Source organism: Mesorhizobium sp. WSM4846, assembly GCF_055811415.1.
Genome location: NZ_JBVVPZ010000018.1, coordinates 100,097 through 115,790, shown reverse-complemented (window position 1 = coordinate 115,790; position 15,694 = coordinate 100,097). Strand labels below are relative to the sequence as shown.

General features: G+C 63.1%; 14 protein-coding genes. 11 read left to right on the top strand and 3 right to left on the bottom strand.

All coding sequences use genetic code 11. The annotated features are described in order from the left end of the window. Positions 1–194: 194 nt before the first annotated feature. From AC0L15_RS17230 to AC0L15_RS17190, 9 genes are all read left to right on the top strand, one after another. Positions 195–1,940, top strand: coding sequence for a hydantoinase B/oxoprolinase family protein (locus AC0L15_RS17230; RefSeq protein WP_473496583.1), 1,746 nt, complete (start codon positions 195–197; stop codon positions 1,938–1,940). A gap of 116 nt (positions 1,941–2,056) precedes the next feature. Beyond that, entirely contained in the window at positions 2,057–2,833 is a 777-nt protein-coding gene (locus AC0L15_RS17225) for an ABC transporter substrate-binding protein (protein WP_473496584.1), read from the top strand. A 228-nt stretch (positions 2,834–3,061) separates the two neighbouring features. Beyond that, positions 3,062–4,189 (top strand): transporter substrate-binding protein, encoded by a 1,128-nt coding sequence (locus AC0L15_RS17220; protein ID WP_473496585.1) that lies wholly within the window; start codon positions 3,062–3,064, stop codon positions 4,187–4,189. Beyond that, a complete protein-coding gene (locus tag AC0L15_RS17215; protein ID WP_473496586.1) occupies positions 4,186–4,785 on the top strand; it encodes an ANTAR domain-containing response regulator in 600 nt (199 codons plus the stop codon). The genes AC0L15_RS17220 and AC0L15_RS17215 overlap by 4 nt, the downstream gene beginning before the upstream one ends. Continuing rightward, positions 4,763–5,671, top strand: a complete 909-nt coding sequence (locus tag AC0L15_RS17210) for an ABC transporter permease (RefSeq protein ID WP_473496587.1) — start codon at positions 4,763–4,765, stop codon at positions 5,669–5,671. Before AC0L15_RS17215 ends, AC0L15_RS17210 begins: the two co-directional genes overlap by 23 nt. Continuing rightward, entirely contained in the window at positions 5,668–6,588 is a 921-nt protein-coding gene (locus AC0L15_RS17205) for an ABC transporter permease (RefSeq protein WP_473496588.1), read from the top strand. The genes AC0L15_RS17210 and AC0L15_RS17205 overlap by 4 nt, the downstream gene beginning before the upstream one ends. 91 nt (positions 6,589–6,679) lie before the next feature. Next, complete coding sequence (locus AC0L15_RS17200) at positions 6,680–8,275, top strand: ABC transporter substrate-binding protein (RefSeq protein WP_473496621.1); 1,596 nt, start codon at positions 6,680–6,682, stop codon at positions 8,273–8,275. Then, complete coding sequence (locus AC0L15_RS17195; RefSeq protein ID WP_473496589.1) at positions 8,265–9,209, top strand: acetamidase/formamidase family protein; 945 nt, start codon at positions 8,265–8,267, stop codon at positions 9,207–9,209. The genes AC0L15_RS17200 and AC0L15_RS17195 overlap by 11 nt, the downstream gene beginning before the upstream one ends. Then, the gene (locus AC0L15_RS17190; RefSeq protein WP_473496590.1) at positions 9,206–11,023 is read left to right on the top strand and encodes an ABC transporter ATP-binding protein; all 1,818 of its coding nucleotides are present in this window, start codon (positions 9,206–9,208) and stop codon (positions 11,021–11,023) included. Before AC0L15_RS17195 ends, AC0L15_RS17190 begins: the two co-directional genes overlap by 4 nt. Positions 11,024–11,053: 30 nt before the next feature. Here AC0L15_RS17190 and AC0L15_RS17185 read toward each other — a convergent pair whose 3' ends face one another. Continuing rightward, the gene (locus AC0L15_RS17185; protein ID WP_473496591.1) at positions 11,054–11,536 is read right to left on the bottom strand and encodes a methyltransferase family protein; all 483 of its coding nucleotides are present in this window, start codon (positions 11,534–11,536) and stop codon (positions 11,054–11,056) included. Positions 11,537–11,665: 129 nt separating this feature from the next. Here AC0L15_RS17185 and AC0L15_RS17180 point away from each other — a divergent pair, with 129 nt between their 5' ends. Further along, complete coding sequence (locus tag AC0L15_RS17180) at positions 11,666–12,163, top strand: MarR family winged helix-turn-helix transcriptional regulator (RefSeq protein WP_473496592.1); 498 nt, start codon at positions 11,666–11,668, stop codon at positions 12,161–12,163. A 176-nt stretch (positions 12,164–12,339) separates the two neighbouring features. Continuing rightward, positions 12,340–12,642, top strand: a complete 303-nt coding sequence (locus tag AC0L15_RS17175; RefSeq protein ID WP_473496593.1) for a hypothetical protein — start codon at positions 12,340–12,342, stop codon at positions 12,640–12,642. Positions 12,643–12,724: 82 nt separating this feature from the next. Here AC0L15_RS17175 and AC0L15_RS17170 read toward each other — a convergent pair whose 3' ends face one another. Both AC0L15_RS17170 and AC0L15_RS17165 read right to left on the bottom strand, forming a co-directional pair. Further along, on the bottom strand, positions 12,725–12,958 hold the full coding sequence (locus AC0L15_RS17170; protein WP_473496594.1) for a hypothetical protein: 234 nt from the start codon (positions 12,956–12,958) through the stop codon (positions 12,725–12,727). A gap of 250 nt (positions 12,959–13,208) precedes the next feature. Continuing rightward, entirely contained in the window at positions 13,209–15,692 is a 2,484-nt protein-coding gene (locus AC0L15_RS17165; protein ID WP_473496595.1) for a hypothetical protein, read from the bottom strand. Positions 15,693–15,694 lie beyond the last annotated feature (2 nt).

Here is a 15,694-nt window from a genome sequence, read left to right as displayed (position 1 = left end):
GGGGGAGGGGGATTTGGTCGAGCCACCAGTTCCTGGCATCGACACGCAGCGATTTGCTGCTTTCAGCGCCAACGAGAATCCCCCTCCCCCTTGTGGGGAGGGGTTAGGGGTGGGGGTCCCTCTTCGTCAGAATCCGTATGCCAGCTCTCGGCGTGCAAAATTGACGCCCGCCTCGTCCAACTTGAGGCGCGCGGATGATCACTCTCGACGCCATCACGCTTTCGGTCATCCAGGCGGCGCTGCAGCAGGTCTGCGACGAGATGGACCTGACGTTTTCGCGCGCCGCATTCTCGCCGGTTATCGCCGAGGCCAACGATCGCTCCGACGGCATCTATTCGGCGGTCGATGGTTCGCTGATCGCACAAGGCAGCCAGGGCCTGCCGGTATTCGTCGGCGTCATGCAGTATTCGACCAAAACGGTGATCGAAATGATCGCCGACGGCCGCTGCCTGCCGCCCGAGCCAGGCGATATCTACATCGTCAACGACCCCTATCTCGGCGGCACCCATCTGATGGATGTGCGCTTCGCCATGCCGGTCTACCGCGACGGCAAAATCTTCTGCTGGCTGTCGAACACCGGCCACTGGCCCGATATCGGCGGTTCGGTGCCGGGCGGTTTTTCTGCCTCGGCAACGGCGGTCGAGCAGGAAGGCTTGCGGCTGCCGCCGGTAAAATTGTTCAAGCAGGGCGTGCTCGATCGCGAGATCTACGCCATCATCTGTTCCAACATCAGGGTTGCCGACCAGCGCATCGGCGACATCCGCGCGCAGGCGGCGGCACTGCTGATCGGCCAGGACCGGCTCAATGGAATCCTGGATCGTTACGGCGAGGAAACAGTCGTCGAGGCGATCGCCGAACTGCGCCGCCGCGCCGCCGAGCAGATGCGTGCCAACATATCGGCCATTCCCGACGGCATCTATCGCTCGCGGGCCTTCGTCGATTCCGACGGGGTGGTGAACGAGCCACTGACCATCGCGCTGGCCGTCGAGAAACACGGCGACACGCTCAGCTTCGATTTTTCGGGCTCGTCAAAACCTTGCGCCGGGCCGATGAACAGCGTTCTGGCGACGACCTTGTCGTCGGTCTATCTCGCCATGCGCCACATTTTCCCTGATGTGCCGATCAGCGCCGGCGCCTTCGAGCCGCTGATCGTCAAGCGGCCGGAAGGCACTTTCCTCGACGCCAAATATCCGCGCCCGGTATCGGGCTGCGCCGCCGAGGTTTCGCAGCGCATCGCCGAGGCGGTGTTCGCGGCGATGGTGCAGGCATTGCCTGACAAGGTGACGGCGGCCCCGGCCGGCTCCAGCGGCAATTTCGCGCTCGGTGGCAACGACCCGGCGCGCGGCCGCGACTACGTCATGTACCAGATCTCCGGCGGCGGCTATGGCGGCAATGCGGGTCATGATGGCCTGAGCAATGGCTGCTCGACCATCGGCATCTCCAAATCGCCGCCGGTCGAGATCATGGAGCAGGCGTTTCCGGTGCTCTACCGCCACTATGCCCTGCGCGAAGGCTCGGGCGGCGCCGGCAGGCATCGCGGCGGTTTCGGCCTCGCCTATGAGGTCGAGATCCTGCGCGGCGATGCCCGCGCCTCCTTCGTCATGGACCATGGCCGTTTCGGCCCGCAAGGCGCGCTCGGCGGCAAGGACGGCGCGGTCAACACGGTGACCGTTTTTCGCGACGGCGCGGAGCATGTGCCGCTGCACCTCTCCAAGGAGCAAGACATCGCGCTGCAGGCCGGCGACCGCGTGCGCGTCGGCACGCCGGGCGGCGGCGGCTATGGTGATCCCCTGCAGCGCGATCCGGAACTGGTGCTGCGGGATGTCAGGCTGGGGTACTATACGCCCGAACAGGCCAGCGAGAAATTTGGCGTTGCCCTTTCCGCGGACGGGTCGGCAGTCGACCGAGCCGCCACCGAGCGGGCACGAGCAGCCGGCTGACCGCCGAAGCTGCCAATCGGCCTTGCCGCGGCGTGCTTGCCGCAGGGCATGTCGTTTCCGTCTCCGCCGCGCCCACAAAACCCCGTAGACTTCTCCCATCAACGGAGATTTGGATCATGCGCCTTTTCGGTCGTTTCTTGGCTGCCGCTTCCGTCGCCATGGCGCTCGCCACCGGCGCTGCCTCCGCCCAGGACAAGAAACTCAAGCTTGGCACCGAGGGCGCCTATCCGCCTTTCAACTATGCCAATGCCGATGGCACGCTGGGCGGCTTCGACATCGATCTCGGCAAGGCGCTGTGCGCCGAGATGAAGACCGAGTGCGAGTTCGTCGTGCAGGATTTCGACGGCTCGATCCCGGCCCTGCAGGCCGGCAAGTTCGACGCCATCATCAACATCACCATCACGCCGGAACGCGCCGAGAAGGTCGACTTCACCCACAAATACTACCAGACGCCACCGGCCATCGCGGTGCCGAAGGATTCGACCGTCACCGGCACCTCGCCCGAGGACCTGAAAGGCAAGGCGCTTGGCGTGCAGAGCGCCACGATCCATCAGAATTTCGCCGAGCAGAAATACGCAGGCTCGACCATCAGACCGTATCCGACCGGCGACGACGCCCGTACCGACATGGTCAACGGCCGCCTCGACGCGGTGATGGACGGCTCGATCCTGCTGACCGAATGGCTGGAGAAGCCCGAGGGCGCCTGTTGCAAGCTGCTCGGCACCCTGGCGCCAGACCCGGCCATCCATGGCCCGGGTGTCGGCATCGCGCTGCAGAAGGGCAACAAGGAGTTGGCCCAAAAACTCGACGCGGCGATCGACGCCCTGCGCGCCAACGGCAAATACAAGGAAATCAACGACAAGTATTTTGCCTTCGACGTCTACGGCGAGTAGGCGGAGGCGCACCGAGCGCCAACATCGACAATTGGTGAAGCCCGAACGGCGCTCCCCCTTCTACAGCAGCATCGTCGGGCCGGCCTCCACTTTCCCGCTTGACTGACCCGCCGTACCGAATACGCTATTGGGGAAAATACCGGCTCCGACCGCCGGGCGGCAAAAATGCCTCGTATGCCTCGCCTTCCGCGGCGGCGGCTGCGGGGCATTGTTATTTTGGGGATTTGCTTGGGACGGCGTATTGAAATCGGCATCCTTTACTCGCGGTCGGGCAACTACCGCCTGCTGTCCGAATCCTGCCGTTCCGGTGCGATGACGGCCATCGCCGATGTCAACGCCGATCCCGCCATCCCGATCGAATTCGTTCCTGTGGAGCGCGACCCGCAAGGCAACATCGACGGCTACGCGACGGGATGCGCCGACATTCTCGCCAACAGCGGCGCGCGCCACATCATTGGCTGCATCACGTCATGGAGCCGCAAGGAGGTCATCCCGATCCTCGAGCGCGCCGGCGGCACGCTCTGGTATGCCTGTCCCTATGAGGGCTTCGAAGCGAACGAGCATGTCGTCTACATGCACGCTTGCCCGAACCAGCATCTCGTTCCGCTGCTGGCCCATGTCGTGCCGCGCTTCGGCGCCAACGGTTTTCTGCTCGGCTCGAACTACATCTGGGGCTGGGAGACCAACCGTGTCGCCCGCGACCTGATCGCAGATGCCGGCGGCAAGGTTTTGGGCGAGCGCTATCTGCCGCTCGGCGAGGTCGATGTCTCCAGGCTGATCGCCGAGATCCAGGCGACCCGGCCGGATTTCGTCCTGAACAACCTGATCGGTTCCTCGTCCTACGCCTTCATTGCGGCCTATGCCAAACTTGCCGAACGCGACCCGCATTTCAGGCCGGAGCGCTGCCCGATCCTGTCCTGCAATCTCACCGAATGCGAGTTGCCGGCGCTCAACGGGGCGGGCAATGGCCACCTTTCCGTCGGGCCATACTTTCACGATATCTCGGCAGCGGATCGCCATGGCGATTCGGCGCCCTCCACCATGCCTGCCTCGTCCTTCGAGGCGGCGGCCTATGCCTCGGTGCGGACGCTTGCCGAAATCCTCGCCTGCAATCCCGGCGCACAATGGCCGGATCTTTCCCAGGCCTTTGCCGGAACCTCGTTTCGAACCCCGTTCGGCGACATCTCCATCGATCCGCAAACCCAGCACGCCACCTTGCCGGTGCAGATCGGGCGCATCGAGGGCACCGCGTTCAAGACCGTCACGCTGACCAAGGGTGTCGCGCCCGATCCCTATCTGTCCCGCTATGACCGGACCGAGACATTCGGCCGCCCACGCTTGAGGGTGGTGTCGTGAGCAGGGTCCCGCGCATCCCGAATCTCGGCGGCGCCACGGCCTTTGTCCTGCATCGTCCGCATCCGACGGTGCTAGCTATCACGCGGCAATTGTCGGCCATCGGCCTCGAGACGGTCGGCTGCTGGCCGGAACTGCCGGCCGAGGCGCTGGCGGCGGACTTCGTTTTCTTCGATGCCGATCTCGGCTTCGACGAACAATTCCCGTGGACGCCGGGTGAGGCGCCGATGCCGCTGGTCGCGCTGATCGGCTCCGAAGCGCCGGGCCGCATCGAGTGGGCGCTGTCGCACAAGGCCGACGCCCAGTTGCTGAAGCCGGTCGGCAATGCCGGCGTCTACAGCGCCCTTTTGATCGCGCGGCAGAGTTTCGAGGCGCGCAAGCTTTTGGCAAGTGAGATATCGTCGCTTCGCCTGCGCGTCGCAGAGCGCCAGACCATCGTGCGCGCGGTGGAGGCCTTGTCCAAAGGCGCTGAGGACGGCCGCGCCTATGCGCAGCTCCGGTCGCTGGCGATGAGCTGGCAGATCAGTGTCGAAGAGGCCGCGCGCAGGATCGTGGCGATGACGGAAGAAGGCGGCGATGACCAATCCCATCGCGCCTGATCTTCCGGCAACCGGGCGCATGCCGGCCAGGCCGCGCGCCGGCGTCTGGCGGCGCCTGGTCAAGCGTCCTCTGGCGTTGATCGGCCTGGTGATCGTTGCCGTCGTCGTGGCCGGCGCCGTCCTGGCGCCGTGGCTGACCGGCTACGATCCGAACGAGCAGATGTTCGACGGGCTGACGCTTGAAGGCGCGCCCTTGCCGCCGAATGCCAGCTTCTGGCTGGGCACGGATCTGCTCGGCCGCGATCTGCTGACCCGCATCCTTTTCGGCGCACGCACCTCGCTGATCATCGGCATCGTCGCCAACGGCGTGGCGCTTCTGATCGGCACGCTGGTTGGCGTCACCGCGGGATATTTCCGCGGCTGGATCGGTGGCGCGCTGATGCGCTTCACCGATCTGATGATGGCCTTTCCGGCGCTGCTGCTCGCCATCTGCCTGGCGGCGGTGCTCCAGCCGAGCCTGTGGATCGTTGCCATGGTGATCGCTCTGGTGAACTGGGTGCAGACCGCGCGGGTCATCTACACCGAGACCAGCTCGCTGGCCGAGCGCGAGTTCATCGACGCCGAGCGTACGATCGGGGCCAGCGCGCCACGCATCCTGTTTCGCCATATCCTGCCGCATCTGCTGCCGACGATCATCGTCTGGGGCACGCTCGGCATCTCGACCACAGTGCTGCTCGAAGCAACGCTCAGCTATCTCGGCATCGGCGTGCAGCCGCCGACCGCATCCTGGGGCAACATCATTTTCGAGAACCAGACATATTTTCAGGCAGCGCCCTGGCTGGTCTTCTTTCCTGGTGCGGCGATCCTGGCGCTGGCGCTGGCCTTCAACCTCATCGGCGATGCGCTGCGCGACATCCTCGATCCGACGCAAAGGGGCCGGGCATGATCGCCTATCTCGGCCGCCGCGTTATCCAGTCCGTGCTCATCCTGCTCGGCGTCTCATTGATCACATTTGCACTGCTCTACCTGCTGCCCGCCGACCCCGTCCGCCAGATCGCCGGCCGCAGTGCCACGCCCGAAACGGTCGAGAACATCCGCCGGCAGCTCGGCCTCGATCAGCCCTTCTTCATCCAGTACTGGCACTATCTGATCAGCCTGCTCAGCGGCGATCTCGGCCGCTCCTACATCCAGCGTTCCGAGGTCACGGAGCTCATCGTCTCGCGACTGCCGGCAAGCCTGCTGCTGATGGTCGGCGCCATCCTTTGCGAGCTGGCGATCGGCCTGACGATGGGCCTTGTTGCCGCCGTCAGGCGCGGCACCGCCACCGACCAGACGCTGATGGTCGCGTCCTTTGTCGGCGTCTCGGCGCCGCAATTCGTCGTCGGCCTGCTGCTCCTTTATGTATTCGCCGTGCGGCTCGGCTGGTTTCCGATCGGCGGCTACGGCACCTGGCGCCATTTGGTGCTGCCCTCGCTGACCATGGGGATCCTCGGCGCCGGCTGGTACGCCCGCATGATGCGCTCGTCGATGATCGACGTGCTGCGCCAGGACTATATGCGGACCGCCCGCGCCAAGGGCCTTGCACGCAGCGCCATCATTTTCCGCCACGCGCTGCCCAACGCCATCCTGCCGGTCATCGCCATGATCGGCATCGACATCGGCATCTTCATGGGCGGCATCGTGGTGGTCGAAAGCGTGTTCGGCTGGCCCGGCATCGGCCAGCTTGCCTGGCAGGCCATCCAGCGCGTCGACATTCCGATCATCATGGGTGTCACCCTGGTTTCGGCCTTCGCCATCGTGCTCGGCAATCTCCTGGCCGACACCGTCGCACCGTTCATCGATCCGCGCATCAAGCTCAGATGAAAGCCAAAAAAGACCGGTAACAACCAGAGAAAGGGAACATGAGATGAAGAAATTCTTGACCTCCAGCGTGGCCGTGTCGGCGCTCGCGCTGATGCTCGGCATGACAAGCGTCCGCGCCGAGGACGCCGTCGACCCGAACGCCAAGCAGGGCGGCGCGATCACCATCACCTACAAGGACGACGTCGCCACGCTCGATCCGGCCATTGGCTATGACTGGCAGAACTGGTCGATGATCAAGAGCCTGTTCGACGGGCTGATGGACTACGAGCCGGGCACCACCAATCTGCGTCCCGACCTCGCCGAGAGCTACGAGATTGCGCCCGACGGCAAGACCTTCACGTTCAAGCTGCGCCAGGGGGTGAAGTTCCACAATGGCCGCGAGATGACCGCCGACGACGTGAAATATTCGCTCGATCGCGTCACCAATCCGAAGACGCAGAGCCCGGGCGCCGGCTTCTTCGGCTCGATCAAGGGCCATGACGAAGTCGCTGCCGGCAAGGCGGAAAGGCTGGCGGGCGTCACCGTCGTCGATCCCTACACGATCAAGTTCGAGCTGACCCGGCCCGACGCCACCTTCCTGCATGTCATGGCCATCAACTTCTCGCATGTCGTGCCGAAGGAGGAAGTCGAGAAATACGGCGCGGATTTTGGCAAGCATCCGGTCGGCACCGGGGCTTTCAAGTTCGCCGAATGGACGCTCGGCCAGCGCGTCGTCTTCGAGCGTAACCCGGATTACTGGCACAAGGGCCTGCCGCATCTCGACAAGGTCACCTTCGAGATCGGCCAGGAGCCGATCGTGGCGCTGCTGCGGCTGCAGAAGGGCGAGATCGACATTCCCGGCGACGGCATTCCGCCGGCCAAGTTCCAGGAGGTGATGGCCGATCCCGAGCAGAAGGCCCGCGTCGTCGAGGGCGGCCAGTTGCACACCGGCTACATCACCATGAACACCACCATGGCGCCCTTCGACAATGTGAAGGTGCGGCAAGCGGTCAACATGGCGATCAACAAGGACCGTATCGTCCAGCTGATCAACAACCGTGCGGTGCCGGCCAATCAGCCGCTGCCGCCGTCGATGCCGGGCTACGACAAGGAATTCAAGGGCTATCCCTATGACGTGGCCAAGGCCAAGGCTTTGCTTGCCGAGGCCGGTCATCCCGACGGTTTCGACACGCAGCTGTTCGCGATGAACACCGATCCCAACCCGCGTATCGCCCAGGCGATCCAGCAGGATCTGGCGGCAGTCGGCATCAAGGCCAGCATCCAGTCGCTCGCGCAGGCCAATGTTATCGCCGCCGGCGGCGACAAGGCCGGCGCGCCGATGATCTGGTCCGGCGGCATGGCCTGGATCGCCGATTTCCCCGATCCGTCGAACTTCTACGGGCCGATCCTCGGCTGCGCCGGCGCGGTTCCGGGCGGCTGGAACTGGTCGTGGTACTGCAACAAGGATCTCGACGCCAAGGCGGCGGAGGCCGACTCGATCGTCGATCCGGCCAAATCAGGCGAACGTGCCGAGATGTGGAGCGCGATCTACGGCAAGATCATGGAAGACGCGCCCTGGGCGCCGGTCTTCAACGAGCAGCGTTTCACCATGAAATCGGCCCGGATGGGTGGCGCCGACAATCTCTATGTCGACCCCGTCCATATCCCGATCAATTATGACAATGTGTATGTGACCGATGTGCAATAACTGCGACTACACCATCCATGGGCGCCATCACCATTTCGGCTGGGACAATTCCTTTGTCCCGACTGAGCGGGTGGCGCCCGGTTCGACGATCGAGTTCCAGTGCCTCGATTCGTCGGGTGGCCAGCTTCAGGCCGACAGCACCGTTGCTGACGTCGCTTTGCTCGACTTCGCCAAGGTGAACCCCGTCACCGGGCCCATCTATGTCGAAGGTGCCGAGCCGGGCGATGCACTGAAGGTGACGATCGAGATGTTCAGGCCGTCCGGCTTCGGCTGGACGGCGAACATTCCGGGGTTCGGGCTGCTCGCCGACGATTTTCCGGAGCCGGCGCTGAACATCTGGACATACGACGCCGCCTCGCTCGAGCCGGCGCTGTTCGGCAAGCATGCCCGCGTGCCGCTGAAACCCTTTGCCGGCACCATCGGCAACGCGCCGGCTGAAATGGGCCTCCACTCGGTGGTGCCGCCAAGGCGCGTCGGCGGCAATCTCGACATCCGCGATCTCGCGGCCGGCACCACGCTCTATCTGCCGGTGGAGGTGGCCGGTGCGCTGTTTTCGGTCGGCGACACGCATGCCGCGCAGGGCGACGGCGAAGTGTGCGGCACGGCGATCGAAAGCCCGATGGATGTCGTGCTCAAGCTCGACCTGGTTAAGGATGCGCGGCTGAAGACGCCGCGCTTCACCACGCCGGGTCCGGTGACGCGCCATCTCGATGCCAAGGGCTATGAGGTGACGACCGGCATCGGACCGGACCTGATGACGGGCGCCAGGGAAGCGGTCTCGCAGATGATCGACCTGCTTGCCGGCCGCTACGCAATGGACCCGGTCGAGGCCTACATGCTGGTTTCGGTCTGCGGCGATCTCCGGATCAGCGAGATCGTCGACATGCCGAACTGGGTGGTGTCGTTCTACTTCCCGCGCTGCGTCTTCGAATGAGCAAAAGCGCAGGCAAAAAGCGGACCGGGGTTTTTGCCCCGGCCGTTTCGACCACGGCTGGACCGGTGCTGGAAATCTCCGGCCTGACCGTCAGCGTGCGCGGCGAAGACGGCGAGCGGCCGGTGGTATCAGGCCTGTCGTTCTCGATTGCACGCGGTGAGACCCTTTGCATTGCCGGTGAATCCGGTTCCGGCAAATCGATGACCGCGCTGGCGATCATGCAGTTGCTTCCGCAGCCCGCCGCCCGGATAGAATCCGGCGCGATCCGGTTTCGCGATATCGATCGGGGCGACATCGATCTGGCTTTGCTCGATGAGCGCCGGATGCGCCACATTCGCGGCGACCGCATCGCGATGATCTTCCAGGAGCCGATGACCTCGCTCAATCCGGTGCTGTCGATCGGCCGGCAGCTGGTCGAGTCCATCGAGGCCCATACCGGCCTGTCACGCGCCGAGGCGCGCCGGCGCGCCATCGAGGCGCTGAAGGCCGTCCGCATCCCGGAACCCGAAAGCCGGCTAAAACAGTTTCCGCACGAACTGTCCGGCGGTATGCGCCAGCGCGTGATGATCGCCATGGCGCTGGCGCTGAAACCGGATGTGCTGATCGCCGACGAGCCGACGACGGCGCTTGACGTCACCGTTCAAGGCGAGGTGCTGGAACTGTTGCGCGATCTGCAGCGCGAACACGGCACCAGCGTCATCCTCATCACCCACGACATGGGCGTGGTTGCCGAAATGGCCGATCGCGTCGTCATCATGCGGCACGGCCGCATGGTCGAGCAGGGAACAGCCGCCGATATCTTTTCCCGCCCGCAAGCCGACTATACGCGTGAACTGCTCGCCGCCGTGCCGCGCATCGGTACCGGCGCCGGCCGCCGGAGTTCCGTCGAAGCGGAAATGCCCGGAAGCGTGGCGGTGGTCAACGATCTGCATGTCCATTTCGACCTGCGCGGTGGCTTCTTCGGCCAAGTGAACCGCCGTGTCCACGCCGTCGAAGGCATCAGCTTTTCGATCGCGCCGCACGAGACGCTGGCGCTGGTCGGCGAATCCGGCTGCGGCAAGTCGACCACCGCCAAGGCGCTGGCCGGGCTTGTGCCCTACCACGGCGATATCGTGATCGGCGGGCGCAATCTGGCGGGCCTTGGCCGTGACCAGCGCAAGGCGGTTCGCCGCGACGTGCAGATGATTTTCCAGGATCCCTATGCCTCGCTTGACCCGCGCATGCGCGTTGGCGACCTCGTTGCCGAGCCGCTGTTGATCCATGGCATTGCCTCGAAGGAAGAGCGCGGCCAGCTTGTGGCGGCGCTGTTCGAGCGCGTCGGCCTGTCGGCCGACCAGATGGAGCTCTATCCGCACGAATTCTCGGGCGGCCAGCGCCAGCGCATCTGCATCGCGCGCGCTCTGGCGCTCAGGCCCAAACTCATCATCGCCGACGAGAGCGTTTCGGCACTCGACGTGTCGGTGCAGGCCCGGGTGCTCGACCTGCTGAAGGAACTGCAGCGCGAATTCGGCATCGCCTATCTGTTCATCTCGCACGACATGGCGGTAGTCGAGAACATTTCCGATCGTGTCGCCGTCATGTATCTCGGCCAGATCGTCGAAATGGGCACCCGCGACCAGGTCTTTTCGAACCCGCGCCATCCCTACACCAAGCGCTTGATCGAGGCCGTGCCGGTGCCCGATCCGGCAAAGCGCCGGCCGCGTTTCGCGCGTCTCGATCAGGAGATCCCGAGCCCGACCCGAAAAATTGGCGAAGAGCCGCCGAAACTGGCCCTGAGGGATCTTGGCAACGGTCATCTCGTTGCGGTTTCCTGACGTGCGCAACTGTCGGCATTCTTGCGACGCTCAGAGCCAGCGCCGCACGCGTTGCCTGTAGTCGAGATACGCACTGCCGAAACGCCGTTCGAGATAGGCCTCCTCGCGGGCGACGACGCCGTAGCGGATCAGGATTGCAAGCGGCAGAGTGAGGACAAGGATCCAAATATTCTGCGCGGCCACGCCGATGCCGCCATAGATGAGGAACATGCCGAGGTAGATCGGATTGCGCGTCCATCCGTGGATGCCGGTCATCACCAGCACGCGCGTCGGCTCATTCGTCGGCACCGGCGTCGCTGCGCGCATGAAGTTGCCAATGCCCGCGGCGAAAAGCGCCAGGCCGATCAGGATCAGCGAGCCGCCGATGATCCAGGCCCCCGCAACCGGGAACGGCAAACGCAGCAGGCGATCCAGCACGAAGCCGATCAGCAGAGCGGCGAGAAAGAGCAGGGGCGGTCTCGCGATGACGCCTGCGGTTCCGCTGTCGGTTTGCCCAGCCGGGTCCATTGCCATGTCTGCTCCCGCAAATGCTGGAGGGCTACGAAGCTCACAGCTGCCTATAATGACAACTAAGGTGTCACTCTAGAAGTTGACAACAAGGGTGTCAATCGCAGAAATTCGCAAGACAAAAGGAAGGAAGCGATGGCGTCGGCAAGACACGACCAGAGGACCGGGGCGGACCCCATCGCTGACGGCAAGGCCGAGGCGATCGCCGAGCTGATGCTCGAAGTGGCCCAGTGCTTCTTCAGAATACGGGCTCTCGGCCAGAAGACAGGGCTCATCACCAGTTGGGGCGGCGGCTCGTTCGGCTTCATGCGAAGCCTCGCGCTGCTTGGCCCGCTCACCGTGCCGCAGATCGCCCGGATGCGGCCCACCAGCCGCCAGCGCATGCAGCGGCTGGCGGATGAGCTAGCGGCCGAGGGGCTCGTCGAATTCATGGACAATCCGAAGCACCGGCGCTCGAAGCTTGTGCAGCTGACGCGCAATGGCGCGGCGCGCTACGGCGAGCTGAACGCCCAGCTCCTGGCGATCGCCTCGACCATGGGCGTCGCTCTCGACGAAGCCGACATCCACAAGACCGCCGATATCGTGCGGCAGCTGAGCGACGATGTGAAACTGCGCTCGGAGCGGCTGGGCTGACGCAAAGGCTGCGAGGGCGCCATTGAAGCGATCCCCGATGCTTGAGCGACGAGCTGCCGGCCGTTTGCCGCTTCCGTCCGCCCGCCGGCGGACGATTGCCAACCGGAACCTCTGCGGAACTGAGGCGTTCGAAGCGCAAAAGCTGAGAGCTGCGCCACCGCAAGAAGAGTACTGCAATGGCTCAGAAAAAAACGACAGGCACGAACGACCGGCCGCGCAACAAGACCATAGGCCAATCCGGCGAAGGCCTGCCGGGCAGCAAGCCGCTTGAAGTCGATGAGGCTGCGGTCGCCTGGGTGAGAAAGCAGCTGCAAGGCGAACCCGGGCAATCTGGCAAAGCCAATGCCGAAGCGGCAGGCACTGCCGGCGCTGGCGAGCATATGTGTCGCCGCTGCGCCGGGACAGGCATGATCGACGGCCGCACCTGCCCCGAATGCGGCGGAACCGGAAAGGTGACGACGCCGATAGGCGGCGGCTGAGAAGATCGAGACAGCGATCCCATTTCGCGGCAATCTGGATCACTGAAGAGCCAAGCAGTTGGGGCGATGGAAATTGTGCGGGTCAGATCGCCGGCACCCACTTCCAGAACACGCCCTCCATCCGTTCGGGATAGTATTTGAACTCGCATTCGAAGCGCCATCCGTAAGTCTTGGCGGCCGCCAGCGCTTCCTTGCTGACCGGGTTCATGCCCGTTCCCGGCGCGAACCAGTCTTCCAGCAAGTCGTCGGGCACGTAGGCGCCGATCCTCAAAGGCAGCTTTTCGAGGACGACATCCATTTCGGCAGGTGCGGACACGGCGGCGCTCCTTTCAGGCTACCTACGGAGAAGTCATTCGCAGCCGATTGGGTTCCAGACTATCGCTGAGTTCGAAGGTGACGTGGGCGGGATCGTCCCGGAACCCCTTAAACTTGGTCAGGCCTGTTCGGCCAAAATAGCTCCCGTTCCTCCGGCAGAGGCGGTCGCGAAGGCCCGGTCGCCGCACCCTGCGGCGACCCATCCTCAGGCACCTCAATTCAGCTTGAGTTTGTCATCTATCGGTGCCTGTTCACTCCACCTGCTCTGCCTGCTGAATTGAAGATGCGTCGACGATCTTCGGCAGATTTTCAGCTAAGGCCAGCACAGTGGATGCGGCACCTCTAGCCGCCATACGACGAAAGTCGTCCATGAACTCCCCTATGCCATTATCTCCGGAGCTGTCGGTCGGATGCATGCTGCGAAGCGCGTGCTCGCAGCCTAACAAGAGAATGCGCATTCCGAGGATGTACTTCTCGGTAATGACGTTGCGGGCAACGCCGTCCTTCGCCGCTATTCGGTATTTGATATGATAGACGTTGTCATAGTTGATCTTGTAAACGCTCTCCTTTCCGAGATCCTGAATCAGGCCACCGTCGGTCTCGGAGAAGTCATCCGGCCATTCTTCGGTCTGATAGCCGGACATTTCTCGCCCATCCTTGGTCAAGAGAATGACGGCCGGCAATCCGTGGGTTGGGGCATCTTCCCCATCGCCTGCTTTCTTATCCCCAGCACTGACATCAGGCTTCGGCTTCGGCTTCGGCGTTACTTTTTTCTCGTCGTCTTCATCGACCACGGCAACTACCCGCACGGTCACCTCTTCCGATACAACGGCCTGCGGCATTGCTTCGTCCTGTAACGCTATCCGAAATGTGAATGTGTCGTCGACATCAACATCTTCCTTGTCCGGAGAAAGGTAGAGAGTCAGTCGACCGTCCTTCAGATGCTCGCGAACGCCGAACTTCTTCCGGATCTCTTCGTCAAGGATCACTCGGCCGGGATTGTCTGGTCTCTGCAGATAATCGTTGCCCGCGTCCGTTCTGGCTCCCAGCGGTCGGCTGCGGCCCAGCGGAATTTCGACAGCGTTTTTCGCAACGCGTTCCTCCAACCGGATAAAGGTCGGGCTGTAGGATCCCTTGAACTCCTCGGCTGTTCCGCTCTCTTTTCCGCCAGCCTTGGACCCACCCGAGGCAGGCAGCTTGATCGAAGGATCGCGGCTCGACAGCAAGCCGGCGAGACTGGGATCTCGGTCGACAAGCTTCTGGAACAGCGAATTGCCCTCTGTCTTCGCCGCGCGCTCCAACTCCTCGGCGGCGATCTTGGCTTGTAGGTCCTTCAGTGCCTGTGACTCTTTTATTGTCTTGGTGACCTCTTCGACGTAGCGCTCGCCATCGAGCGTGTTGCTAAGGTGTTCCCGATCGCCCTTCCACACCTCGTTGTGTGCCGCGAATGTCAGATTGCTGGCATCAACGATAACGACGATGCGGTCCTTTAAGGCAGGAAATCCGCATGTGGTGGAGAGATAGCCGCGTGTCTGCTTGAACTGGACCTGTCCGTTGACGGCATGAAAGACACGATTGTTGGAGTTGTTCGGCTTGAGCCACCCTGGGATGTCGCGCTTCAACGGTATCGCGCTGATGCTCACTTCGCCGAGATTCGGGTGCGAAAACTTGCCGACAAACACCCTGTCTTCGCCCGAGGCTTCGTCTTCGCCTTCCAGGCCCTCTTCCTTGTGGGAATTGAGGAGCAGGAATTCCATCCCGTAAAACGGGCGTGGGTCTACCCCCAATGCGCGGTCCGGACCGCGCTTCGGGTCCGGCTTCTGCCTGAGATCAAGGATGCGGAATGGCAGGATGGTCTCGACCAAGTTCTCGTTAAGCGCATCGCGCGAACCGCGGAAGCTGAGAAACCGGGACCCGACCTGGTAGTCGTAGAGCTTCACGATCGTGCCCGCATTCAAATGCATGCGGTCGTAGCGCTTCTTCTCGATCGTATGGTAGGGAAACAGCTCCTCGGCATCGAACCTTGCGATCTTGCCGCCCGGCATGACGAAATACTCTGCCACAGGCATGCGATCGCCGTCGGTCGGGCGGCGACGCATGATGGTCCATCCCCACGGACCCGACTTATCGTAACGGCGGGACACGATGAGCTTGAACCAGCGACGGCCGCAATAGCGAAGCACGCCGGACGAGCCCATGTTGAACTTGCCCTGGACGAAGTTGATAGATTTCTTGTTGCCGGCGCTCAGCGACAGGAAAGTGGTTTCAAAATCGTCCGGGTGCTGGCCTTCACCGTTGTCGGCGAATGAATAACAAGGCAACCCTTCCGCCTTCGACTTCGCACCTGTGATACCGATCGCGAGATTGCTCTGGGCGAACTTCTTGAGCCATGGATCGTTTGGCCCGAGGTTCACCAGCTTTCCGCCGTGCATCTTATGAACGAGGTGGTCGACCGCTTGATACATGGTGGCGGGGGCTTTTTTGCCTTTCGGATCGATGCCCTTGAGGTAGGCGTGTTTCAGGAGCACGGCATCGACCATGTTGGTCATCAGTTCGGTCAGTGCCTTCCCGCCGTCCGATGCCTGGTTGGAAGTAACGTTGAAGTTGGTTTCGCGGCCGTCGAGAGGCTTCCAGTTTTTGGAGTCCTGCATCTCCGGGACTGAAGCAAGAATTTTTTCGACTTCGAGTTCGGACTCGGCAGCCAGAAGTGACAGACATACTTTTTTGGAATCCATGA

Bases quoted from the DNA above. Each gene is read 5' to 3' on its own strand.
- AC0L15_RS17230 (WP_473496583.1), top strand. From the start codon at position 195: ATGATCACTCTCGACGCCATCACGCTTTCGGTCATCCAGGCGGCGCTG.
- AC0L15_RS17225 (WP_473496584.1), top strand. From the start codon at position 2,057: ATGCGCCTTTTCGGTCGTTTCTTGGCTGCCGCTTCCGTCGCCATGGCG.
- AC0L15_RS17210 (WP_473496587.1), top strand. From the start codon at position 4,763: ATGACCAATCCCATCGCGCCTGATCTTCCGGCAACCGGGCGCATGCCG.
- AC0L15_RS17205 (WP_473496588.1), top strand. From the start codon at position 5,668: ATGATCGCCTATCTCGGCCGCCGCGTTATCCAGTCCGTGCTCATCCTG.
- AC0L15_RS17200 (WP_473496621.1), top strand. From the start codon at position 6,680: ATGCTCGGCATGACAAGCGTCCGCGCCGAGGACGCCGTCGACCCGAAC.
- AC0L15_RS17195 (WP_473496589.1), top strand. From the start codon at position 8,265: ATGTGCAATAACTGCGACTACACCATCCATGGGCGCCATCACCATTTC.
- AC0L15_RS17190 (WP_473496590.1), top strand. From the start codon at position 9,206: ATGAGCAAAAGCGCAGGCAAAAAGCGGACCGGGGTTTTTGCCCCGGCC.
- AC0L15_RS17185 (WP_473496591.1), bottom strand. From the start codon at position 11,536: ATGGCAATGGACCCGGCTGGGCAAACCGACAGCGGAACCGCAGGCGTC.
- AC0L15_RS17180 (WP_473496592.1), top strand. From the start codon at position 11,666: ATGGCGTCGGCAAGACACGACCAGAGGACCGGGGCGGACCCCATCGCT.
- AC0L15_RS17175 (WP_473496593.1), top strand. From the start codon at position 12,340: ATGGCTCAGAAAAAAACGACAGGCACGAACGACCGGCCGCGCAACAAG.
- AC0L15_RS17165 (WP_473496595.1), bottom strand. From the start codon at position 15,692: ATGGATTCCAAAAAAGTATGTCTGTCACTTCTGGCTGCCGAGTCCGAA.